Genomic DNA, 24,817 nt, shown 5'->3' with positions numbered 1-24,817 from the left:
CTTAACCTACAGAACCTTCCATATCCATTTTTATAAGTTGATTTAGTTCAACTGCATATTCTAGAGGTAATTCTTTTGTAAATGGTTCTAAGAACCCCATAACAATTATTTCCAAAGCTTCCTGTTCATCAAGTCCTCTACTCATTAAATAGAATAACTGTTCTTCACTAACTTTTGAGACAGTTGCCTCATGTTCAATTTGAGATTGATTGTTATGAACTTTATTTTGAGGAATTGTATCTGAGTGTGATTGATTATCTAAAATTAATGTATCACATTCAACTCTTGCTTTTGAGTTTATAGCTTCTGGACCAATATATGCAAGCCCTCTATAATTTGCAGTTCCCCCTTGGAAAGTAATTGATTTTGAGATTATTTTTGATTTAGTTTCTTTTCCTAAATGAATCATTTTACTTCCTGCGTCTTGATAAACACCCTTTTTAGCAACAGCAATTGAGATAGTATCTCCCTGTGCTCTGTCACCTTTTAAAATACATGAAGGATATTTCATATTGACTTTTGAGCCAATATTTCCATCAATTCATTCCATTCTTCCATCTTCTTCAACAATACTTCTTTTTGTAACTAAGTTTAAAACATTATCACTTCAGTTTTGAACTGTTGTATATCTTACACTTGATCTTTTTCCAACAAATATTTCAACAATAGCCGCGTGTAAATTATTTTCTGAATAAACTGGTGCAGTACATCCTTCAATATAATGTAATTGTGCGTCATCTTCTACAATAATTAAAGTTCTTTCAAATTGTCCTGAAGATTGATAATTTATTCTGAAATAAGCTTGTAAAGGTTTTTCTAATTTAACTCCTTTTGGGATATAAATAAAAGTTCCCCCTGATCAAACAGCTGCATTTAAAGAAGCATATTTATTATCATCATTTTTAACTAATTGACCAAAATACTTTTTAAAGATTTCAGGATATTTTCTTAAAGCTGTATCACAGTCAGTAAAAAGCACTCCTTGTTTTACTAATTCTTCATTCATTCTTTCATAAACTGGGCGTGCATCTCATTGTGCATTAATTCCTGCTAAAAAGTTTTTCTCTGCTTCTGGAATTCCAAGACGATCAAAAGTTCTTTTGATATTATCTGGAATATCATCTCAAGACCTTACAGTTTTACCTGCTCCTTCAGTATAATAATAATAATCATTAAAATCGATTCAATTTAAGTCTGGACCAAAACTTGGTTGAGTTTTTTTCTCAAAAACCCTTAAACTTTCTAGTCTGTAATCAAGCATTCATTGTGGTTCATTTTTATGTTTTGATATTTCTCTTACAACAGTTTCATTTAAACCTTTTTGAACTTTATATGTTGAAACTTCACCTTCATTAAACCCATACTTATAATCAGATATTTGTTTAATTTCTTCTTCTTGTTTTAATTTTTTCATATCCTACACCTCCTTATTTACAATTCACTTCAAACCATCAGCTCCTAAAAGAGCACAATTAATTCTATTTCCTTGCTTATTAATTTCTCAAAAAGCAATTAATTCATCTAATATTTCTTCATCATAATCATTGCCAGCTATCATATTAAAATAATTAAAAAGCTGTTTTTTAGCTTCTTGACGAGTCAAATTTATTAATTTTGAACATAATATGTCAGTTGAAGCAGTTGATATTGCACAAGCATTGCCATCAAATCTTGCATCTACAATTTTTTCACCTTCTATTAGTAATTGAACATTAATTTCATCTGCACAAGTTGGTGAATCTTGAAATTTAATAATTGATTTTTCATTTTCAATAAGGCCTTTAAAATCTGGTTGCGTATAGTGCTCCATAATTATTTGCCTTAATTGAATCTTATCATTTTTATCAAACATTACATAATCACTCCTTTATAAAATCTCATTAATTCAATTATCACAATCTTTTAAAGCTTCAATAAATTTATCAATATCTTCTTTAGTATTATAAATTGAAAAACTAGCTCTAATAGTTGAACTTACTTTAAAAAGTTCATTTGCCAATCTTGAGCAATGCTTTCCAACTCTTACAGAGATATTATATTTTTTATTTAAAAAAGATCCAAAGTCTTGTGAGTTTACATTTTTCATATTAAATAGCACAATTGGTTGATCATTTTCAAGATTATAGAATTCAAATTTCTTATGATCAATATCTTTAACTTTATCTCTAAAATATTTTTTCAATTCTTCTTCATAAGCAATCATTTTTTCAATTTTTAACTCTTCTAATATATCTAAACAGACCTTAAAAGCATAAATAGCTGACAAGTTAAGAGTTCCTGCCTCAAATTTATCAGGAATTGGTGCTAATTTATAAGTATTTGTACTAATACTTATATTATTACCCCCACCATAAAAAATTGGATTTAGAAACTCTAAAATTTCTTTTCTCGCCCATAAGATGCCTAATCCAAAAGGACCATAAATCTTATGTGTTGAAAAAGCAATGCAATCAACATCTAATTGTTTAATATTAATTTTATTTTGTTTGATTGATTGTGCTAAATCTAAAATGATTATAATTTTCTTATTAAGTTTTCTAATTTCTTTAACTATGGCTACAACATCATTTAAACCCGCAGTTGTATTTGAGTTCATTGCAAAAGAAATAATTTTAGTTTTAGTGGTTATTTTATTTTTAAGTTTTGAGATGTCAATTAAAAAATTTTCATCCAAATCTAAATAATCAATTTTTAAACTTTCTTCTTGTGCCAACACCATTCAAGGTAATAAATTAGATGAATGCTCCAACTTAGTTAATAAAATTTCATCATTTTTTTTAAGATAATTTCTCATACCAAAAGCCAATTGATTTAATGAATGTGTAGTTCCACTTGTGAAAATAATTTCATTTTTATCATCAATACCAATAAACTTTGCTATTTTAGACCTAGTTTCACTAACCATTTGATTTGCTTTATAAGCATTATCAAATAGATTATTGTGCGTATTTGCTCCAATCTTTAAATCATAGTCGCTTTGAGCTTTTATAACTTTATCAAATTTAATTGATGTCGCAGCTGAATCGAAATAAATTTCCTTACTATTGTTTTTAAAATATGAAAAATTATCTTTAAAATTCATTAAATCATTCCCTTTAGTTGTTCTTTTAAGTATTTTAGTAGCTTTTCGTCTTCAATTTCTTGAAATATTGGTTCAAAATACCCATTTATGATTAATTCTTGTGCTTGAGTTTCATTTAAACCTCTTGAAAGCAAGTAAAATACTTGATCAGGGTCAAGCATACCAATTGCATTAGCATGACTTGCCACAATATCATTTTCATCAATTAATAAAACTGGGTCAGAATCTGCTTTTGCCTTTTTATCTAGAACCAATAATCTCAATTCCTGATGTGCTTCTGCTTGATTTGAACCCTTTTTAATATCACTAATACATCTAATAAAGCCTTTTGATGTATCTTTTAGCACTTCATAGGTTCTAATATTTGAATATGAGTTTCTTGCTTTATGTACTGAGTTTATAATTGAGTTTTTCTTAAAACTTTTATTTATTATTGTAGCATTATAAAATTCCACTGCTGTATTTTCTTCATTTAAGTTAATAGTAAAATTATCATTACAATCATAATTTGCAATATTTGATATTTTTAAATTTAATGAAGAGTTCTTACTTAAATTAAAATTTATATTAAAGTCCTTTTGACTTACCTCACTTGAAGGTAAAAATAAGACAATAATATTCATTTCAACATTTTCTTTAATATTTAAATCAATTGTTCCAAATTTATTCTCTAATAATATAATTTTGCTTTCATTATCTTCAAAATTAAAACTTTTAGGTAGTTTGTTTCTAAAATCTATATATGATTCATTTAATTTTAAATTAGTCATTATTTAGATAATTCCTTTACTCATGTATAACCTTCTGTATTAATTCTTTCAACAATTTCTTTACCCCCACTTGTTATTATTTTTCCCTCAATAATAACGTGAGCATGAGTTGGTTTTACCTTTTTAAAGAATCTATCATAATGAGAAACGATTACCATTGCGTTTCTTGATAAATCAACTTGATTTAAGTTTTTTGAAACAACTTCCAAAGCATCAACATCTAATCCTGAATCAATTTCATCAATTAGGCTAAAAATTGGATTTAGCATTTTTAATTGTAAAATTTCATTTTTCTTTTTCTCTCCACCACTAAAACCATCATTAACAAATCTTTTTAACATATTTAAATCAAAGTCTAATTCCTTTGCTCCTTGTTTAATATCTTTAAAGATTTCTTGTAATTTTTTCTTTTCATCACTGTGAGCATTTACTATATATTTTAAAAACTCTAAGTTTGAAACTCCTGGAATTGTTTGAGGGTTTTGCATTGCCAAGAACAAACCAGCTTTGCTTCTTTCATTAACATCCATCTCTAAAATTGATTCACCATCAACTAAAATATCTCCTGATATGATTTCATACTTTGGATGACCCATAATTGCCATCAATAAAGTTGATTTTCCATTACCATTTGGTCCCATTAAAGCATGAATTTCTCCTGATTTAACTATTAAATTAATTCCCTTTAATATTTCTTTGTCCTCTATATTTACATATAGATCTTTAATTTCTAATTTATGCATTTCTAAGCTCCTTGCTCTATTATTATAGTTATTATTATAGTAAAAGTTAAGCGAACTTTAAAAGAGCAAAATGACAAATATTTTATTTTTAATTGTAATTTAATGTTATTTTATGTTATTTTTCATTATAATTATTTTGATACAAACCAAGGAGTGAATGGTGTGAAAAAATTATTAACACTGTTAGGAAGTGTTAGCTTAACAGCAACAACAGCAACAATGGCTGTTGCTTGTGGTACTGACTATGACATTAAAGAAAACGGAAACTCAATTCTTATTCAATTTTTACAATCAATAGATGGAAAAGCAAAAATTACATCTACTGATATTCTATGAAAATTAATTAACTCATCAAATGGTCCAAAAAATAGAGAAAAACTTACTTTAGACCTATTGAAAATGATTAATTTATCTATTCTAGCTAATATAGATTCAGAAGAAAATGAATTTGTAATAGATGAAGATAACTTATATACAAACTATGATTTAAAAAACACTTTAAAAGAAAGATGAACAAATCTTATTTCAATTGTTGATAGACAAATAGTTAATGAAAAAGATGTATATAAAAAAGAACACGGTAAAAAATGAGAAAAAGAATGAAATAAAATGCTTGTAGATAAGTACAGCGTTTATCAAGATGATGTCAAGTCAATGGATAAAAACTTCCTAGAAAACAAATACAAAGCAGATCTTCTGTTAACAGATACAAATAATAACGCTTCAAAAACGTTATTAGATGTTTTAATTAACACTGATCAAACAGGAGTTACTTGAATAAGTTCAAATGATATTATTAAAAAATATAACGCACTTAAAAAAGTAATTAATGACAATAAAGATAACGATGCAATAATTGCAAGTTATTTAAGAGCTGATTTAGATCAAATAGCTCAAATTAAAAATTCAACAAAAAGTGATACAAGTAATTGAGAAGAAACTAAATTAACTTCTGAATCAAGTGATGCCGATATTGCTGCTGCTGCTAAAGAAGTAAGCAAAATTGAAAAAGAGACAATTTTACATGATACTCCAGTTAATTTAAATAACTTCACAATAAGTGATACAAATAACTCAAGAGCAGGTTTCTTAAGTAATTCACAGAAATTTTTCTTAGATCGTTTCTATAATACTCAAGCCCCTCTTGCTATAAGTGAAGTTGTGGTTCCATTTTCTGAAAATGGAAAATTCGATGATGGAGTTACAGTATCAGATTTCCAATCATTAGATGGAAATGATGAAAAAAATACTAATGAATTACTAGAGCAAATAGCAAATGATAACTCAACTAATACTTGAAGAAGATGAATGGTTGAAGCAAAAACAGATAAACATCCAAAAGCAACTGTAAAAAACTACGATAAACTTATGACTTTAAGCAACTCAACAGATTTTACTCAAGATATGAGAGCAGTTGTTTATGACTTTATTCTAAGTGATGATGTTAAAGCAAATGGAAAAGAATTTGTTCCAACAGAAGGCGAAAAAAGATTAGAAAATTTAATTAACGAAATTTCAAGAGAAAAAAAAGACGGTAAAAAATTCTATGTATATAGTAAAGAACAAGGAAGAGTTTATTATGTAGATTCTACTGGATTACACATAGTTCAAATTGACGGATACAAATATTTAATTGAAAATTCAGCTTCAAAAGAAGGTAAACGTCAAGAAGGAATTATAGACAATAAGATTAATGAAGATACACTAGCAGAATTAAATGAATTCAAAAAATATAATGCTTTACAAGATACTGAAAAAGTAGCTGCTTTACAAACAAATAGAAGTAAAGATGGTACATATGGGAAATTAAATAAAACAGTAGTTAACCCCTACTTACATTATTTAACAAACTCTTCAATGTTAAAAGGAATTACAGGTTCTGCATATAGTTTTGATATCATGTCAGAAGTTAAAACTTGAGCACAAGTATCTTCTTCAACAGATGGTTCTGCATCATATTGAATGACATCAGTATTTGATTATTTTAAAACTATTTCAAAAGTAAAAGAAAAAGAAAAAGAAAATGACTCATCATTTAGTCAAGAAGAATTTATAAATAATTATATTACTTTCAATATAAGTGAAGAAAAAAGTCAAGAAGAAGAAGTTATTCAAAAAACTCAATCTTGATTCTATGCAGCAGTTAATTCAAAACAAAGTTTAACAGCAATTGATCCAGCTATCTTATTCATTGAAGCTAGTGAAAAATGAACTGATGAAATAAAAACAAAAACTGATGCAAGTGGTTATCCAAAATTACTTTTAGATAACAGTGAATATAAAGAAAAAATTGTTTCAAAAACTATTGAAATATTCTGAAAACCAACAATAAAGGAAGAAACTACAGGTGATATGACTTTAAATAATAATTTAAAATCAGTAGTCTTTGATTATAATTCAATTATTAAAAACATTGAAACATCATATCTTTCTTTCAAAAAAGGAGGTAGTAAATAATGAAAAAATTATTAGGAATACTTAGTGCAGTTTCATTAACTGTATCTACCCCTTCTCTTGTTGTAGCTTGTACAAGTGCAAGAATAACTAAACCAAAATTAAATAAAGAATTAGCTAAAAAATTATTAGTACAAATATCTGGTAATAAAGACCTTGCAAACATTGATTTTGGTTCATTATTTACAGATGCTGAAATTGAATCTGTAATTGTTAACATGATAAATGAATTATTATCATTACAATATAGTTTTGATTCAACAAACACTATGTTTAAAAGTTTAGATTTTAAAGAACTTTATACTTCTGATAAAGATAAAGGAATTGAAGAATCATTTAAAACTAAATACAGTCTTGAATCTAGAACAATTGCTGAAAATAAACTTTTTGAAGATTATACAAAATCAATTGGAACAACAAGACTTGATTATTGAGCAATAAGAAATAATTATAATTTAAACATTCAAAATGATCAAACAAAAGTAAATTCTGTGAGCGGTGAACAAGTAGAAGTTAATAGTTCTAATCCATATATTTATATTTCTGATTCTAAACCTACTGGTGAAGCTCAAGATAGCATTTGAAAATTCTCAAATGAACAAGGAAATAATGGTACAATTACAGGTAAAAGTAAACTACCTACAATTGAAGAATTAACAAAAGAATATCAAGAAAATGGTTCATCAATGTTTTGAGTTAAAAATAAAAAAAATGAATTTGAAAATATTAGTGCAAAATCTGCATTATATTTAAGATTTCAAGATTATTTTGAATCTAAATTGTTAGAAGATATGAATGATAATCTTTTAACAAATGCCTACTTAAAATCAACAATGTTTAATATTAAAACAATTGAAGAAAAAAAAGCACCATTCATTAACCCTTCTTCAGCAATGTTTTCAAAAACACAAACATTAAATGAAACCTCAATTAATGAATATTGAAAATCAAATGTTAAAATGGTTTGAACTTTAAAATTTGATGTTACTAAAGCAGAAGCAATAGATCAAATAAATAATAAAATTAATGCCAAAAAAGATATTTTAAATACTAGCAGTGGTGCTTTAAAAGAAGGAAAATCAATAAAGGAAATTGTAGATATCTTTAAAGATGATGCACTTGTTATTAATGATAATAAAACTGCTTATGACTCATACTTTGGATTACAAGGTTATCAAGGTTTAACTATTTATGATGGTGATAATGCAATTGGGGAAAGCCCAATTGCAGGTAAAGCTTACGAAGCTAAAGTAAAATCATGAAATAATGGTCCTGGTATTATAAAATCAAGTTCAGAAAACTTCTTAACTATGGATGCAGAAAATAATAACTATGCAGATTTAGTAATTGTTCTTCCAATCTATATGATTGAATTACTAGGTGGATCTAATAGTGAAGAAGCAACTTATAAAATTGTTGGTAAAGATAATAAAGAACAAAGTGCTATAAAATTTAGTAACACTATTGGAAATGACACTATTTATAAGGATAGATGAAATAATAAAAATAACTCAACTTTACATTCAAAAGATGTTGCTCAATTAGCAACAGATGCAAAAAAACAAGAAGCTTTATTAAATCAAATTATGTTTGGAATTTCAAAAGATGCTAATTCAAGTGATTTAGCTAAAACAATCATATATTCAAAATACTTGGATAAAGATGATGTTTATTATGCTGGTCTTTGAGATAAAATTGGAACATATATTAAAAGTGAAGATGATAAAGACGAATAAAATTAAAAATAAACCCCCATTAGGTTTATTTTTTTTATAAAATATTTAAGAAACGAGGAGTTAAAATATGGATTGTATTTTTTGTAAAATTGTTAATAAGGAAATGGCCTCTAAGGTTTTTTATGAAAATGAATATACCCTAGCCTTTCTTGATATTTTTCCAAATAGTGATGGTCATTCTTTAGTTATTCCAAAAAAACATTTTGAAAATTATGAAGAAACAGAAGATCTTTATTTGCAAGAAGTTGCTAAAACCAAAAAAATTGTTGCTAAAATGTTAAGAGAAAAGTTAAACTCAAAAGGTATTAATTATGTCTCCAATCAAGGCTCAGAGGCCTTTCAAATGGTATTTCACTATCACGAGCATATTATACCTAAATATGTAAAAGAGCAAGGATATGGCTTTAAAATCAATAATAAACCCGAAGATCTGACTAGTATTGATGAAATTTTCAATAAAATAGTCGATTAAAATATATTAATTAAAAGAAAAGAGAATTACAAATTAATGTAATTCTCTTTTCTTTTATTTTAATTCCTTAGTTTCCATAAATTTTTTAAACCAATGATATGATTTTTTTAAATACCTATCACCAGTTCCATTATGTTTGTCATCATAGTCCACATAAACTATTCCATAACGCTTGTCAAACTCACTTGTAGATCCACTAACTAGGTCAATTGCTGTTCACATTGTATAACCAAAAACATTAACACCATCTTTAATTGCTTCATTAATTTGAATGAAATGCTCTCTAAAGTAATCAATTCTATAGTCATCATCTACTGATTTGTTTTCATTTAAAGTTTCAGTTACACCAATTCCATTTTCAGAAATAAATAAAGGCAATTGATATCGATCTCACAATTGATTTAACTCATATCTCAAACCAATAGGGTCTATTTGTCATCCTCATTGAGTTTGTTTTAAATAAGGATTAACACCCCCCATAATTAGATTACCTCCAGTTTGACTAACATTATCCGTAACTGATGAAGTGTTTGTTTGATAATAACTAAATGAAATAAAATCAATTGGATTACTTTTTAGTAATTCCATATCACCATTAAAAATTTTAAACTCTATTTTATTTTCTTTAAAAAAACGCTTTGCATATCCTGGATACTCACCACGAGTCATTACATCAAAGAAAAGCCATTTTCTAATTTGTTCTTGTTGTAAATTATGAAATACATTAATAGGATTGCAATCATATGAGTATGTTGTCATATCAGATACCATGCAACCAACTTTAATATCTGGAAATTTTTTAGCGAACTTAATCATCTCTGCTTGGGCAATAAATAAATTATGTAACCCTTGAAAAGATTTTCTTAAGATATTCATATAGTTGCTATCTCTTTCTGTAAAAAACCCTAAGCCAGTGTGAGTATAAATTAATGAAATATTTAATTCATTAAATGGTAATCAATACTTAACATATTTTGAAAAGCGCTCAATTAAAGTTTTAGCATATTTAGTAAATAACTTAATTACCTCACGATTTAAAAATCCATTATATTTTTCTAAAATAGGATATGGAAAGTCAAAGTGACTAAGAGTTACCATAATCTCCATTCCTTGAGCACGACACTCTTTAAAGACACGCTCATAAAATGCTAATCCTGCTTCATTTGGGACTAACTCATCTCCATTTGGATAAATACGAGCTCATGAAATTGATAAGCGATATATTTTCATACCAGCATCTTTCATTAACTTAATATCTTCTTTATAGCGATTATAAAAATCATTTCCCAATCGCTTTGGGTATATATCAGGGCTATTTGGATCTAAACCTCTTAAAAAGTCTTCTTTTGTTAAAGAGTGAATTTTTGATAAGTCTTTTTTATCTTTTAACTCAATATATGGTGTTAAATCAGCAATGGTTAATGACTTACCATCTACTTGATAAGCCCCCTCAATTTGTGCAGCTGAACTTGCACTTCCTCATAAAAAATCTTCTTTTTCAAATTTCATTATATTGAACCTCCATTTGTTTTAATTAATTCTTTGTATCAGTAAAAACTATCTTTTTTATAACGTTTCATATCTTTTAAATCAAATTCGTCACGATTTACATAAATAAACCCATAACGTTTTGATACTCCCTCATGAGTTGAAATTAAATCAATAGCACTTCAAGGCATATAACCAATTATATCTACGCCTTCATCAATTGCTTCCAACATTTTTGAGATATGTTTTTGGTAATATTCTATACGATAAGTGTCATGAATCTCACCCTCTTTAGTTAAAATGTCTTTGGCACCTAAACCATTTTCAGTAATCATAATAGGAAGATTGTATCTATCATATACTTCACGTAAAGTATTTTTAAAACCTTGAGGGTCTATTTCTCAACCAAACTGAGTTTTTTCAAGGTTTTTATTTTTGACAGAAGAAGTGAAACCAGGTATTGTAAAACCATTTTGCTGATCTTTGGCTTCTTGATTTATCTCATTAGATTTAGGCATCTCTACAGTCATAGTTGCATAATAATTAAAAGCAATAAAATCAGGTTTAGCTTGTTTAATTACTTCCATATCCTTTGGGTCAATTACAAAATCTTCTTTAATTTTTTTAATAAACTCTAAAAATACTGGACTATAATATCCTTTGCAAACAATATCTAAATATACTCAATTACGAACAATATCCATATTTAATTTTGCTGTATAATCAATTGGTTTTGAACTGTTTGAGTAAACTGAAGATATATTTGGTGCTGGACCTATTTTTGCCTTAGGCAATATTTTGTGACATAAATTTATAGCACGAGCTTGGGCTAAATTTAGAATATGAATAACCTCTCATCGATTAATTTTTTCCCCATTTGGCATTAAACCAATTGCAGATGCAGCCATTGCAAACATATTTAATTCATTAATTGTTAATCAATATTTAATCTTGCTACCGTAAGCTTTAAATAAAACCTTACAATAATCTTCAAATAAATCTGCAAATCTCTTGCTAGTTAATCCTCCTGCTTCATCAATAAAGTTAGGAAAATCAAAGTGAAATATTGTTACAATTGGCTCAATTTTATATTTAATTAATTCATTAATTAAATCCTCATAAAACTTAATACCTTCTTCATTTATTTCACCATTAATATTTTTCATAATTCTAGGTCATGAGATTGAGAAACGATATGACTTCATTCCCATTTCTGCAAAGAGTTTTACATCTTCATTTCAATTTTTATAATGACCAGTTGCATCATGAAAGTTAGTAATCTCTTTTGAATATCCTGGTGACTTATGAATGTCATCCATTACAGAAGGTACTTTACCACCTTCAAAAATTGAACCTTCTACTTGATAAGCACTTGTGGATGCCCCCCATAAAAAATCTTTTTTAATTTTATTCATAAATTTTATCTCCGTATTCTAATATATATAATCCACCATAGCAAGCTGCTTCGTTTTTTAATTTTGCAACCTCTACTTTATTTTTTACCATTAAATCAGGGTATAGTATTCTTCCCTCATAATTAAAACTTTCCGCTTCTAATAATTTAGCAAATATTAGATCAATGAACTTTTTGTTATTACTAATTCCTCCCCCTAAAGTAATTAGGTCATAATCAAGAATGTAATCAAGATTAATTATTAGTTTAGCTAGCGCTGTAATTAAATTATCAAACAAAGTTATCATAATAGGGTCTTTTTTTTCATACATAGCAAAAGCTGTTTCGCCATCAATAAACTCTTCTGACTTAATTGCCATCTTATATCTAAATAATACTGATCCAAGACTCCCAAATGCTACAATTGGAAGATCTTGGCCCACTTCTAAACTGGCAAAACCTCTACCAAATTCTCCAGCTCTAAGAAGGTTTCCCTTATGAACTCTATTATTTATAATCAAAGCTCCTCCTAGTCCAGTTCCAATTGTTAGATGAATTTGAGTCATTATTTTTGAGTTGCTTCGATAGTAATACTCTCCAATCAAAGCTGCACGTGCATCATTTTCAATAACAAGTTTTTTACAATTTTTATATTTAGAAAAAATTTTAGCCAAATTTAAATCAACATCACAAATAGCTGAATTACTTAGAACTTGTTTTTTGACTGAGTCTACAACTCCAGGAATTAGAATTGCTAATTCAAACTCATCTTTTTCCAAATCTAATATTTTTGTAATTTCTTTGATTACTGTAATTAATTTTGTTTGAAATATAATTTCATTATCTGGTTTATTTTCTTCCTTATATTTAATAATTTTAGAACTTATTTTATTTTTATTCTCAAATAAAATAAATTTTGTTCCCATTCCTCCGATATCAAATGTATATCTTTTCATAGTCTATCCTCTTAAATTTCTAAACTCTTTTTTAAAATCCAAAATGTTATCTCTTTCAATATCTAACTCATAGTTAATACGCAGGGCATTTAAAGCATTATAGTAATTATTTTTTATGTGACTTATTTTGTCCGCACCAATTTGTTTTTCAAATTTATTTAGTATTTCTAATAGAGTTGATAAATTATTTGAAATTAATTTATCCAAAGCCTCAAAATTAATTTCCCTTTGAGCTATTTCTAATTTTTCTTTTCATTCTGATACATCATATTTTTTATTAAAATTTTTATACTTTAAAATTAATTTATTAGCTTGTTCAACTTTATTATCTGCCATTAGTTTTTTACCTAATAACAGGATTTTCTCTTTTGTTTTTTCTTGTTGACTTATTAATTTAGCAATTTTTGTTCTAATAAAAATTAAGTTTTGAATCTTTATCTCATATGCTTTTATATTTTTATTATTAAATTTATTTAATAATTTATTTATTTTTTTAAGTTCTACTTTAATTTCCTTAGTGGCTTTACCTTCTTGTAAAGCAATTAATTTAACTAAATCTTTAGTAGTCTCTTTTATTAAAACTTTTTCTGTTTTTCTTTCTCTAAATCAGAAGTAGCAAATTATAGCAGCTAAGAAAAACGACCCTAAACAACACCCAGTATACATTAAACCATTTGCTAAAGGTGAAATTTCAGAATAACCACCAAGCATTGGTTCAGAGAAATAACCAATTAATTCAAAGATTCCTAATCCAGAACCACCCCGACGAGCTACTCCTAGCATGCCTGATAATGTTCCAAAGACAAAAGCAGCTATTAATCCAGAATATAAAGGTCGTCGTTTTGGTAAGTTAATTTGATATAAAATCGGCTCAGTAATTCCAATAATACCAGCAGAAATCAATCCTAAACCTTGATTTCTCAGTTTAATATTTTTTGTTACTAATATAACAGCTATTAAGGCTCCAAACTGTGCAAATAATGATATTCCCCCAGCCACTCCAATTTCTGACTGTCCACCATTAACTAAATGATCAATAAATTGTACAATTGATAGTACATTATGCAGTCCAAAAATAATGGCAACCTGTCAGGAAGCAACATATAAGCCAATTCCTAAACCAAAAGGCAATGCTTTAATATAGAAAACTGATATTGCTAAAATGGATTCAAATATATTTCAAAGAGGACTAAAAATTAAAAAGGTTACAGGTAATGTTATTAAAAATATTAAAAATGGTCGCCCCATTAATTCTAATGACGGAGGCATTCATTCTAAAATGCTGTCGTCTAATTTTTTAGCTAGAATAATCGCTGGCAGGATTACAAAAGGTTTAGTATTCATACCATTTAAACGAACCTCTGATAGTTGATTTAAAAATAAAGTAATAGGTTTGGTTTTATCAATTGGCTGATCTCAAAATCTAAACATTACAATATATTCCCCCATTCCATTTGGACCACCAGTCACAAATAAATATGGTGAACATAAAATAACAGCAATCCCCAACCCAATAACTGGCCTGAGTTTAAAATAATCTGATGCGGCTCAAGCAAATAATATTCCTAACATTACAATTGATGTTCTAGCAATAACAAATAACATAGCTCAAATCACTGGAGCATTTAATAAGTAAATAGTCTCTTCATTTGCACTTGAGGGATCAAATGTAATACTTGGCATTCACCCAGTTTGCTGCAAGATTGAAACCATAGCTTGTAATAATCCTACTCCAATTAAAAAAGGTAGAACTCTAATGGTAATAGCAATAATGGCACTTAGCATTTGCAAAAATCAAGATTTTTTAGATTTTAATTTTTTCTTCAATTCAAAATTTACATCAGCTGATTGATTAATTTCAGTAAAGGCATTTTTCAACTTATATACATCTTGACCAATAATAACTTGAAGTTCATCATTATTTCAAATAACGCCTTTAACATTATTATTTTGTTTTAGTTTTTCTATTTCAACTTTACTTTTGTCCTTAATTTTAAAACGTAAACGAGTCATACAATTATAAACACTTGTATAATTCTCCATAGTTCCCACAAACTCATTAATTGTACGAGCTGCTGAGATATATTTAGTATCTGTTGCGAAAAATACATAAGGATCTAGATTCTCTTCTTCTTTAACTTCTAAGCTTTCTGTATTTATTTCACAAATAAGTTCTCCTTTTTTATAAATTTTCTCTTCAAATACTGGAATAACAATATTTGGATCTTCGAAAACTATTGGTGTCTCCTTTGAGATATTTAGTTTTCTTAGTTTATTAATTTCTACAGAAAATATTTTTGTGTCAAGATTAACTTCTTGATTAACTTCCAAATTAGTTTCAAAGTACTTACCATTTAGTTTTATACTATCTAAACCACAATGAATTAAAACATTATATCCTTCAACCTCAAATCCATATGCATGTTTGGTATCAAATATCATTTTCACTGTGGCTTGAGAAAATGGTGAGAAAAATAAATTATCTTTTGGAATTATTAAAATTCCATCTCCCAGTAACTTGTTTGCAAAAGCATTATCAGAGCACTTTTTAATTTGCCTAACTTCACAATCAACGGGAGCATAAACTTTTATACTCATATTTACCCCTCTAATAAATGATAGTCTAGGAATAAATATAAAATAAAAACTTTCCAAAGTGGAAAGTTAGTACTATTAAATTTGTTTTGCTAATTCTAAAATTAAAATATTCAAAGCCAAATTACGATACACATTTGAGGCATTATTTTTTAAGTAATCTAATTTTAATTTATTATCAGATTCCAAAAAGACTTTATCATACTGTTTTTCAGAAGCAATTACAAAATTATTAGCTTTTATTGTTTTAACACTAATTAATTTTAAATATGAGTTAAGAGTAAAGTTATCTCTTCCATAAAAAAGAACAATATTAATATCTTCATTATTAACTAAAGGTTCATTAAAAATGTCAAAATTTTTAGAAAGAATAAGTGGTCGTTTATTATAACCAATCAAAAAATCTCTTATTCCCTGAGCAATTAAAGAAGTTTGTGCTGATGCGTAAATGTTAATATTAATATTATTTTTTATTGCTGTTGCCAAATTTTTAATAAAAACGGAGTTCTTACTACACCATATATTAATTAAAGCAAGTATATCCCTTTTAAAATTGGTTTTGTTAATTGAAGCGTATAAAAGATGTTCTTTTTTTAAAGAAGAAGCAAAAGTCTTAAAATTTGGTTCACCCAGACTTTGTATAAATTTTGTAATTTTTGATTCAGAAACAAAACAAATATCTGCAAGTTGTTTCTGAGTTAAAATTTTTTTTTGACGCATCGTATTTATAATATTTAATGCAATAATCTTATCAGTTGTATTTTTATATTCTCTTGTTAGGTTTTCTAATTTCTCATATATAGATGTCATAAATATCCTTTTTACCTCTTAATTGTAAAATACTAAAAAACATTAACTATCTACTAAAACTTATTTATTTTTTCTTATTATGATTTAAATAACTTCTTCCATCCTCAGAAAGAATTCTTGATGATCAAGCATCTTTCTCCACTTTTGATAATTCATCATTAATTTTATAAATTCTTGCATCTAATGAATCTAGTGAAGAAATAATAACTGCTTCAATTAATAATGGTTCTACAGGAGAGCCATATTCATTTTTACCATGACTTGCTAAAATTACGTGTTGTAATTTTAAAACATCCTCATTATCTTTTAGACCTAATTCTATAGCCTTATTTGAAACAAAAGTATTACCTATTGATATATGACCCAATAATTTACCAACATCAGTATATTCTGATGCATTTTTTCCTGCCATTTCAAGTACTTTTCCTATATCATGAAGAATTGTTCCACAATATACTAATTCTCAATCAATATCTGCATATTTATATACTTCTCTTATTGCTTTTGCTCCCATTAATAATGAGTAACTATGTCAAAACAAACCCCCTACCACATTATGATGAATACTTACAGCAGCTGGAAAAGTTTTAAATTGAACTTCATACTGCTTTAAAATTGCTAAAGTTATCTTTTTGTAAGTTTCATTATCAATAGTTGTTATAAAATCTATTAATTTTTCATAATGCGATTCAACATTTATTGGAGCACTAATACTAAACATTTCCTCATTTATATTATGTTTTTTATAATCTTTTTCATCAATAATTTCATAAGAATTAACTTTTAATTGTAATTGTTGTCTATAAACATTGGTTACAGCTTCTATTTTTACAATTAAACCACTTTTTAATTCTTCAACATCTTTTTCAATAGAATTTCAAAGTCTTGCTTCAATTCTTCCAGACTTATCAATTAAATTTAAAATTAAATAATTTGATCCATTATTTCCTGTTGATAAAATTGCTTTTTCTATTCTAGCTATTAAAGTTACTATTTTACTTTCTGCATTAATTTTACTAATCATTTTTATACTCCTCAAAGATAAACTAATTTTAACAAAAAAACACTATTTAAACTGGGAAAAATAAATTCTACACCTTTATTAATTGTGTAATATATTTTCTAGTTAGTTTTTTAGTGCTTATTTATTATTAAATTAAAAAACCCGGGTTTTTTAAAATACTTATAAATTCTTTTCCAAACATTATTGCATCCTCAGGCTCTAAACTATTTTGATTGAATGCAAAATTTATTTTTACATAATTTGTTAAATTTCCATCGTCTTTAAATGAACTTGATATTGATGAAATGTAAATTGATAAGATTGAATTTTTAGTTAATCCAAAATTTGCATTATCTAATCCAAAATTTGAAATATCATAAATTGCTACTTTAACTTCTTTATCTTTTACTAATTGATTTTTATGTATTTCCTTTGAAATGTCCAAAATACTTAAATCATCACTTACTTTTACAACTGTATCATTTACTGAATATCCATCAGTTTTTACTAATCTAATAAGTGAGTGACTTGAATCCAATTCTTCAAATTTAGTTAAAGCTCTTTTTAATGCTTTTACATAAAATGCATTAAGTTCAAGATCAACATTTTCCTCTTTTGAAGGTTCAATCATTAAAGTTTGTAGACTTATTAAAGCAGTTATATCCAACTTAAAGGAAAAACTACCTATATTTGTTTTATCTACAATAACTTTCTTTTCAATTGAATTTGATACAAGCTTACTATTTTCTGTTGCTTTTAATTCAACTTCTTCTAACTTAGAATTAATACTTTTTGATTTTTCATCTATTTTTTTTGCTATTGAATTAATACTTTTTTCAGTATCTTTATTAATTTCTTTAGTTTCTTCCATAAATGATGAAACTTTTTTTTCAATTTCTTTAAACTTATTATTTAATTTTTCACTATTTTTTAAAACTTTCTCTAATCTTTCATAATCTAATTCCTTTAAAAATACAGAGTTAGATTCTTGAACAATAGTTTCTTGCTTCTTAAAAATTTCTGGTTTTTGTTTTACTTCAACTACTTCTAAGTTATCTTCAGTATTATTTTTTGATAATTCTTCTAAAATTTCAGATTGAGAAACAGTTGAAATTTCATCTGAAAATAAATTACTATCTTTAAAATTATCAGAATTTTCATAAACTATTTTTTTAGTAATAGTTTCTGTTACAATTGCTGGATTTTCTTTTATCTCAAAAGTTGAGGTTTCAGTTTTAATTGTTTGAACAGTAGTAGACTCCCTTTTTGCCTCAGCAATTGGATCCTCAGTGAACTCTTCTTCTATTTGGATTTCACTTTCTATAATTTCATCTTTTAAATACTTTTCAGTTTCAAAACTATCAAGAATATCTAAATCCGTGTCAACTAAAACTTCTGCTTTTTTTACTCTTTTTTGTTTTACTTTTTCAAATTCTTCTTCATCAGGCTCATCTGATTCATTTATTAATTTTTCTAAGTATCCAAACTCGCTTAAACCATCTTTTAATGTGTCATTCATATTAGATGGTTTTTTCAATAAATTTTTCATTTCTTTATAAGAGAATATATCAAATAGAGTGTCTCCATGTGAAACAATTAATGATTCAATTACATAAATGTTTCTAATTACTCCATCTGTTGTAGAACGTATATCAAATTTTTCAAGTTGCGTTGATATTATTGCTAATATTTGATCCTTTTTTACTGGTTGGCCTTCTTTAACTAATACTTGTTCTACAATACCCTTATATTTTTTGACATTCTTAAATTTTATTTTTTCCATAAAGAACCCCTTTAGTTAAAGTGCTAATAAACACTATATTATTATTTTACACTACTTTAACCAACTATTGTAGTTTTTTATATAGACTCAAAGAATATTTTATTATTCTCAGATAAATCAATAATTCTTGAAATACATACACTAAAAAGAGGAGCTGTTATATAACTTTTAATTGGTAAATTTTGGCATTGAACTACTAATCTAGATACTAAATCAAAAATGTTACTTACTTCACCTCTATATGTTGCTAATAAAGGTCCAAAACCTTTATATAAAAGCATTGCATTTATTATCAAATACAGAAAAATTGAAGTCTTTATATTTAATGTACTTTGAACTGCAAAATAAATATATATGATTAAAATATCTTCTAAAATAGCTTCTAAACCATTTTCTTCAATTACACCGTTTTCAAAGAAAGTGGTCATTTCATCACTTCTTTTTTTAATAAATTCCTCACTTTGAAAAATATCTTTAGAGTTTCCATTTTCATCAAGTAATACATAAATTTCTTTATAATCTTCACAAGTAAACGCTCATTTATGTTTTGCATTATTTATAAAATTCTCTCTTGTTTCAATGATTTTAGTTCTAATAATCTCTCAAATTTTTAATAGATTAATTAAGTTTCTTCCATAGATTTCTTCTGAGTCGTCAAATAGATATTCTCCATTTGCAATTAACTCAAATATTTCTTCCTCTGATATTTCAAAATCATTGTAATATGAAAGACTTGATACTAATTTTGAGCCAATTTCAGCTCATACTCTTTTATCTCTATACAAAGAAAACCTCCATTTTTTTAATTTTATAATTTAAACTAAATAAAAGACTTTATTTTATTTAAAGCATTTTTATATATATAAGAATTTTTTTCTTCTTTAGAATTAAAATTCATTATAGGATCAATCTTTACTAAACCCATATTTGACTTCATTGGTTTTAATTTCTTATGCTTTGGATTTGTAATATAACTTATTAAACTACCTAAAATTGTATCTTCTGGAAATGCTATAAATTCACTTTTATTAATATAACTAAGAATTCCTCTACTTGCTACTAAACCCGATGCAAATGATTCTATATATCCCTCTACACCTGTAATTTGACCTGCAAAAAATATATTCTTTTTTCGCATCATTTGTAGTTTGTTATTAAGAATTTTTGGAGAGTTTATAAAGTTGTTTTTATGCATGACTCCAAACCTTCTAAAGACTGCTTTTTCAAGTCCTGGAAGAGATGAAAAAATTTTCTTTTGTTCTTTTCAAATAAGATTTGTTTGAAAACCAACCATATTATAGAAATTATCCATTGCGTCATCTCTTCTTAATTGTACAGCTGAATAAGGCACAATTCCATCAACATTTTCTAATCCATTTGGTGACATAACTGATTTTAATAGTATCTTTTTAGAGGTTTTAGCTAATTGTTCTATTGGTTGACAACCTCTGAAAAAAATTTCTTGTTCAAAATCTTTTAAATCAACAGTATTTGCATTTACTATTTTATTATGAAAAGTACTAAATTCCTCTTCATTTAATGGTATACAAATATAACTATTATCATTTTTATATCTTGATTTATAATAGACTTTTGAGAAGTCTATTGATTGTTTCTCAATTATTGGAGCAGATGCATCTAGATAAAATAACTTTTGTTTTCCAAGTAATTTTTCTAATTGCATTTTAAACTCTTGTGAACACAAAGGACCACTTGCAATTAACACAATTTCTTGTGTATTTAAATCTAAAAATTCTTCTTCAAATACCTTTATATTTTTATGACTTCTTATTCTATGATCAACTAAATCTGAAAATGCTTTTCTATCTACTGCAAGAGCATCATCAGAAGGAATCTGAGTTTTAAAGGCACAATCCAATATAAAGGAATTTAACAATTCAAGTTCTTTTTTTAAAATACCAACAGCATTTTGAGTTGATAAACTTCTAAAAGTATTTGAACAAACTAATTCTCCAAATGTATTCAATGTTTGAATTTCATTTTTCTGAATTTTTTTCTTTTCATATAAATAGACTTCAATACCCTTTTCTGCTAATTGTCACGCTGCTTCACAACCTGCTAAACCAGCACCAATTATATTTACTTTCATTATTTTATCTCCAATAACTCATTAATTCTTTTATCATTAACGCTTTCATCTCAACTTTTATTATTTCTTACACAAGAACCAACATGAATATTTTTAGATATTTTTTTAAAACTAGAAAAGTTTTTTTGATCGATTCCTCCACCAACTAATACTTTTGTATTTAAGTTAAGAGCAACAAGTTTTTTTAAAACTTTTCTACCTTTTTTTATATCCTTACCACCACTTGTTAAAACATTATCTATTCCAAGTTCATTTAGCAATCGATAAGATTTAATAAATTCCTTTAACTCATCAAATGCTTTATGAAATGTTATTTCCAAATTTCCCTTATGTTTAATGACTTGTTTCATAAATTGAACATCTATTGTTAAGTCCTTATTAAGAGCACCAATAACTATTCCATTTGCCTTTGTTGTTCTAATAAATTTAATTTGCTCTATCATATCTTCTTTTTCTTTTTCAGTATAAAAAAAATCTCTTGCTGTATTTCTAACAATAATATTTATTGGTAATTTTGATAAGTCACAAGCATATTTAATATCTTCTAAAGCAGGTGTTAAACCCCCAACTTTTAAATCATTACAAAATTCAATTCTATTTGCGTTAGAATTATTTATTAATCTAATATCTTTAAAATCTTTTCCAATAACTTCTAATAGCATCTTACAAATACTCCTCCAAAACTCTTACTTTATCTAACTTCTCTCAACTAAATTCTTTTTTCCCAAAATGACCATATTTACTTGTTCTAAAATATACTGGTGATTTTAAATCTAAAGTATTGATAATTGAACTAACATTAAAATTAAAATTATCATTTAGAGCTCTATAAATAACATCCATAGATACTTTATTTGTTCCAAAAGTTTCTATAAAAATAGAAACTGGGTCTGGCTTACCAATTGCATAACTTACTTGAATTTCAACTTTATCAGCTAATTTTGCAGCAACAATATTCTTTGCAGCATAACGGCACATATAAGCAGCACTTCTATCAACTTTACTTGGATCTTTTCCAGAGAAAGCTCCTCCTCCATGACGAGAATATCCTCCATAAGTATCTACAATAATTTTTCTTCCCGTAAGTCCTGTATCACCCTTTGGCCCACCAATAACAAATCTTCCTGTTGGGTTAATTAGAATTTTAAAGTCTGTATTTAATCCATATCGTTTTGCAATGATATCCATAATATTATTTTTTATAAACTTTTCAAAAGTTTTTTGATTATAATCATCGTCATGTTGTATTGACATTAAAATTGTATCAATTCTTGGGTTTTTTTCATTAGTATAATCAACTGTTACTTGTGATTTCATATCTGGTTGAGCTCATTTAAAAGCTCCATTTTTTCTTAATTTCGATGCCATATGAACTAAATCATGAGCTATTTGTATTGAATATGGCATATAGGTTTGCGTTTCACTATTTGCATAACCAAACATAATTCCTTGATCTCCTGCTCCTATATCTTTTTTATCAACACCCATTGCAATATCAGGAGATTGTGTATTAATTTTAACTACTATCTCACATTTTTCTGGGTCAATACCTGTAGAAGCATCATTATAACCAACTCTTTTTAAAACTCACTTAGCAATCCCAGCATAGTCAACAATTGCTTTTGTAGTTATTTCTCCACCAATTAATAAATAATTTTCTGTAACAAAAGTTTCACATGCTACTTTTGAATTAGAATCTTGTTTTAAGCATTCATCCAATATTGCATCACTTATTTGATCACAAATTTTATCAGGATGTCCTTCTGAAACCGATTCACTAGTAAATAATTTTCTCATAATTTATTTCTCTTCTCCTTCAAAAAAAATAAAAAACTTCTCCAACAAAAGAGAAGTTAAATAGATCTCATCGTTGGTTTCCCCTTAATTTCAGCACCTAATTTAATAGGTTGCTACTACCTCATTGAGTTATTTTCTCTCAGTAGTTCTAAATAAGAATAATTTTAAGTTTTATAAAATAATAATAACAAATTTTTATATATTTTTAACAATTAATTCAAATACATCTTCTGATTTTTTAGTATTTAATAAATAATGTTTTTTTTCTTTAATCTTTTCTAAAAAATATTTATCCTTATCTAACTTTGATAAATACTTCGCTATTTTTTTCGAATCACAATAAAAATCATTATTTGAAAGAAATATACTAATACTTATTTCTGAACTATTAATATTTTTAATTGACTTTTTATTAATTTTTTTTCATAAATAATATTCAGTTACAGTTAACAAGTTTTTTGTTATATTTTCATCTTCTATTTTTTTTGCATATTCTTTTTCATCAGTAAAATCTAATCCATTAATTGGCTCCATAAGTTTAGTATTGGCTCTAAAAAGTGTTCCCCATCATAGTCTTAAATAAAAGTTAAATCCCTTTTTATAAGGATTATTTAATCTTAATGAAGAGGAAATAATTTTATATACTCTCTTATCTTTTGAAAAAAATGAACAAATACTACCTCCAAATCCTTCTCCTAAAAGTACTATTTTAGCATTAGGATTTGCCTCACTAATAACTTCAATAATTTCTGCTAAGTCAGAAATTGATGCACCAAAATTAAAATGCTTATTCACTTCATTTTCTCCACAGTTTCTTTGGTCATAAGATACTAAAGAGTACTTATTTTTTTGATTTTTTCTTAATCAAGATTCTAATTTATCAAAATCTTTTCTATTTCTATAAATATCATGAACACCGATAATAATAAATTCACTCTTTGGATCAATTTCTCCAAATCATCTAAGTTCATAACCTGAAGTAGTTTTAAACATTTTTTTCTTTACAAGTTCACTTTTTATAATTGGAGATGATCTAAATTTAATTTTATTAAATTTAACTATTCTTGCAATTAAAGTTAAAATAAAGATAAAAATAAAAGTTCCAAACATAACATAAACAATTATGCTTAGAAGTTCTCAAACAGCTAATCATATTTCCATAAAATCACCTTTTTTAATTATAAATAAAAAGTACTTAAAAAAAGTACTTTTTATAAGTTTTCTTAATCTTCATAAGCCAATTCTAATGCATATACATCGAATTGACCCATAAATCAGAATGCATAAATAACATTCTGCTTTCTAGTTATAAATTCATTATTCCCTATAACATTAATGGCCTCATAAACAACATTACCTGCATCTTGTTCTAAATTAACTCTCATTTTCTCAAAATCATAAATTGATGGGCGTCCATACATCTCGTTTTTTCTTTCATATTCAATTTCATTCAAAACACTCTCATAAGTATTTCTGTACTTTAAAAATGATTTTAAGTTTTGTTCAATACCCATACAAACATTCATAACTTCTTTATCTAAAGCCAATAAACATTCATGTAAATTTCTAAGTCTGTCCTGTCTTTTCATAATTATTTTTTCTCCTAGGAATAGGTATTTATATTT

21 protein-coding genes and 1 riboswitch are annotated in these 24,817 nt (G+C 26.4%); of the genes, 3 read left to right on the top strand and 18 right to left on the bottom strand.

Annotated elements, in window-relative coordinates; all coding sequences use genetic code 4:
- Position 1: 1 nt before the first annotated feature.
- The 5 genes from sufB to sufC are packed head-to-tail and all read right to left on the bottom strand — an operon-like array spanning position 2 to position 4,595.
- Positions 2-1,414 (bottom strand): Fe-S cluster assembly protein SufB, encoded by a 1,413-nt coding sequence (sufB, locus tag AAHM84_RS00295; protein WP_342258927.1) that lies wholly within the window; start codon positions 1,412-1,414, stop codon positions 2-4.
- A 3-nt stretch (positions 1,415-1,417) separates the two neighbouring features.
- Positions 1,418-1,852, bottom strand: coding sequence for a Fe-S cluster assembly sulfur transfer protein SufU (gene sufU / locus AAHM84_RS00290; RefSeq protein WP_342258926.1), 435 nt, complete (start codon positions 1,850-1,852; stop codon positions 1,418-1,420).
- A gap of 15 nt (positions 1,853-1,867) precedes the next feature.
- Complete coding sequence (locus tag AAHM84_RS00285) at positions 1,868-3,082, bottom strand: cysteine desulfurase (protein WP_342258925.1); 1,215 nt, start codon at positions 3,080-3,082, stop codon at positions 1,868-1,870.
- Positions 3,082-3,852 carry a SufD family Fe-S cluster assembly protein gene (locus AAHM84_RS00280; protein WP_342258924.1) on the bottom strand — a complete coding sequence of 257 codons (771 nt, stop codon included), beginning with the start codon at positions 3,850-3,852 and terminating at the stop codon, positions 3,082-3,084. The genes AAHM84_RS00285 and AAHM84_RS00280 overlap by 1 nt, the downstream gene beginning before the upstream one ends.
- The gene (sufC, locus tag AAHM84_RS00275; RefSeq protein ID WP_342258923.1) at positions 3,852-4,595 is read right to left on the bottom strand and encodes a Fe-S cluster assembly ATPase SufC; all 744 of its coding nucleotides are present in this window, start codon (positions 4,593-4,595) and stop codon (positions 3,852-3,854) included. Before sufC ends, AAHM84_RS00280 begins: the two co-directional genes overlap by 1 nt.
- Positions 4,596-4,757: 162 nt before the next feature.
- On the opposite strand from sufC, the gene AAHM84_RS00270 reads away from it, so the two are divergent.
- The 3 genes from AAHM84_RS00270 to AAHM84_RS00260 all read left to right on the top strand — a co-directional run bounded on the left by AAHM84_RS00270 (position 4,758) and on the right by AAHM84_RS00260 (position 9,257).
- Positions 4,758-7,052, top strand: coding sequence for a lipoprotein (locus AAHM84_RS00270; RefSeq protein ID WP_342258922.1), 2,295 nt, complete (start codon positions 4,758-4,760; stop codon positions 7,050-7,052).
- On the top strand, positions 7,052-8,785 hold the full coding sequence (locus AAHM84_RS00265; RefSeq protein ID WP_342258921.1) for a lipoprotein: 1,734 nt from the start codon (positions 7,052-7,054) through the stop codon (positions 8,783-8,785). Before AAHM84_RS00270 ends, AAHM84_RS00265 begins: the two co-directional genes overlap by 1 nt.
- Before the next feature lie 67 nt (positions 8,786-8,852).
- On the top strand, positions 8,853-9,257 hold the full coding sequence (locus AAHM84_RS00260; protein ID WP_342258920.1) for an HIT family protein: 405 nt from the start codon (positions 8,853-8,855) through the stop codon (positions 9,255-9,257).
- A 54-nt stretch (positions 9,258-9,311) separates the two neighbouring features.
- On the opposite strand, the gene AAHM84_RS00255 is transcribed toward AAHM84_RS00260, so the two are convergent.
- The 13 genes from AAHM84_RS00255 to AAHM84_RS00195 form a co-directional block, all read right to left on the bottom strand.
- Positions 9,312-10,766, bottom strand: a complete 1,455-nt coding sequence (locus tag AAHM84_RS00255) for a glycoside hydrolase family 1 protein (protein WP_342258919.1) — start codon at positions 10,764-10,766, stop codon at positions 9,312-9,314.
- Positions 10,766-12,160 carry a glycoside hydrolase family 1 protein gene (locus AAHM84_RS00250; protein WP_342258918.1) on the bottom strand — a complete coding sequence of 465 codons (1,395 nt, stop codon included), beginning with the start codon at positions 12,158-12,160 and terminating at the stop codon, positions 10,766-10,768. Before AAHM84_RS00250 ends, AAHM84_RS00255 begins: the two co-directional genes overlap by 1 nt.
- Positions 12,153-13,094, bottom strand: coding sequence for an ROK family protein (locus AAHM84_RS00245; protein WP_342258917.1), 942 nt, complete (start codon positions 13,092-13,094; stop codon positions 12,153-12,155). The genes AAHM84_RS00250 and AAHM84_RS00245 overlap by 8 nt, the downstream gene beginning before the upstream one ends.
- 3 nt (positions 13,095-13,097) lie before the next feature.
- Positions 13,098-15,692, bottom strand: coding sequence for a glucose PTS transporter subunit IIA (locus AAHM84_RS00240; protein ID WP_342258916.1), 2,595 nt, complete (start codon positions 15,690-15,692; stop codon positions 13,098-13,100).
- Positions 15,693-15,767: 75 nt separating this feature from the next.
- Positions 15,768-16,499, bottom strand: coding sequence for a hypothetical protein (locus AAHM84_RS00235; RefSeq protein ID WP_342258915.1), 732 nt, complete (start codon positions 16,497-16,499; stop codon positions 15,768-15,770).
- A gap of 64 nt (positions 16,500-16,563) precedes the next feature.
- Entirely contained in the window at positions 16,564-17,523 is a 960-nt protein-coding gene (locus AAHM84_RS00230) for a 3'-5' exoribonuclease YhaM family protein (RefSeq protein ID WP_342258914.1), read from the bottom strand.
- 127 nt (positions 17,524-17,650) lie between these two features.
- Entirely contained in the window at positions 17,651-19,285 is a 1,635-nt protein-coding gene (locus AAHM84_RS00225; protein ID WP_342258913.1) for a biotin/lipoyl-binding protein, read from the bottom strand.
- A gap of 77 nt (positions 19,286-19,362) precedes the next feature.
- Positions 19,363-20,070: a hypothetical protein gene (locus tag AAHM84_RS00220; protein ID WP_342258912.1), complete on the bottom strand. Its 708-nt coding sequence runs from the start codon at positions 20,068-20,070 to the stop codon at positions 19,363-19,365.
- A 35-nt stretch (positions 20,071-20,105) separates the two neighbouring features.
- Positions 20,106-21,395, bottom strand: a complete 1,290-nt coding sequence (trmFO, locus tag AAHM84_RS00215) for a methylenetetrahydrofolate--tRNA-(uracil(54)-C(5))-methyltransferase (FADH(2)-oxidizing) TrmFO (RefSeq protein WP_342258911.1) — start codon at positions 21,393-21,395, stop codon at positions 20,106-20,108.
- Positions 21,395-22,057 (bottom strand): copper homeostasis protein CutC, encoded by a 663-nt coding sequence (locus tag AAHM84_RS00210; RefSeq protein ID WP_342258910.1) that lies wholly within the window; start codon positions 22,055-22,057, stop codon positions 21,395-21,397. The genes trmFO and AAHM84_RS00210 overlap by 1 nt, the downstream gene beginning before the upstream one ends.
- Before the next feature lies 1 nt (position 22,058).
- Positions 22,059-23,192: a methionine adenosyltransferase gene (gene metK, locus AAHM84_RS00205; RefSeq protein ID WP_342258909.1), complete on the bottom strand. Its 1,134-nt coding sequence runs from the start codon at positions 23,190-23,192 to the stop codon at positions 22,059-22,061.
- A 64-nt stretch (positions 23,193-23,256) separates the two neighbouring features.
- Positions 23,257-23,351, bottom strand: a riboswitch (SAM riboswitch).
- Between the two features lie 36 nt (positions 23,352-23,387).
- Positions 23,388-24,353 (bottom strand): alpha/beta fold hydrolase, encoded by a 966-nt coding sequence (locus AAHM84_RS00200; RefSeq protein WP_342258908.1) that lies wholly within the window; start codon positions 24,351-24,353, stop codon positions 23,388-23,390.
- 62 nt (positions 24,354-24,415) lie between these two features.
- Complete coding sequence (locus tag AAHM84_RS00195) at positions 24,416-24,781, bottom strand: hypothetical protein (protein WP_342258907.1); 366 nt, start codon at positions 24,779-24,781, stop codon at positions 24,416-24,418.
- Positions 24,782-24,817 lie beyond the last annotated feature (36 nt).

The organism is Spiroplasma endosymbiont of Dioctria linearis (genome assembly GCF_964030865.1).
GTDB lineage: Bacteria > Bacillota_I > Bacilli_A > Mycoplasmatales > Mycoplasmataceae > Spiroplasma_A.
The sequence above is the reverse complement of the archived record's forward strand: the minus strand, read 5'-3'. Positions and strand labels throughout refer to the sequence as shown.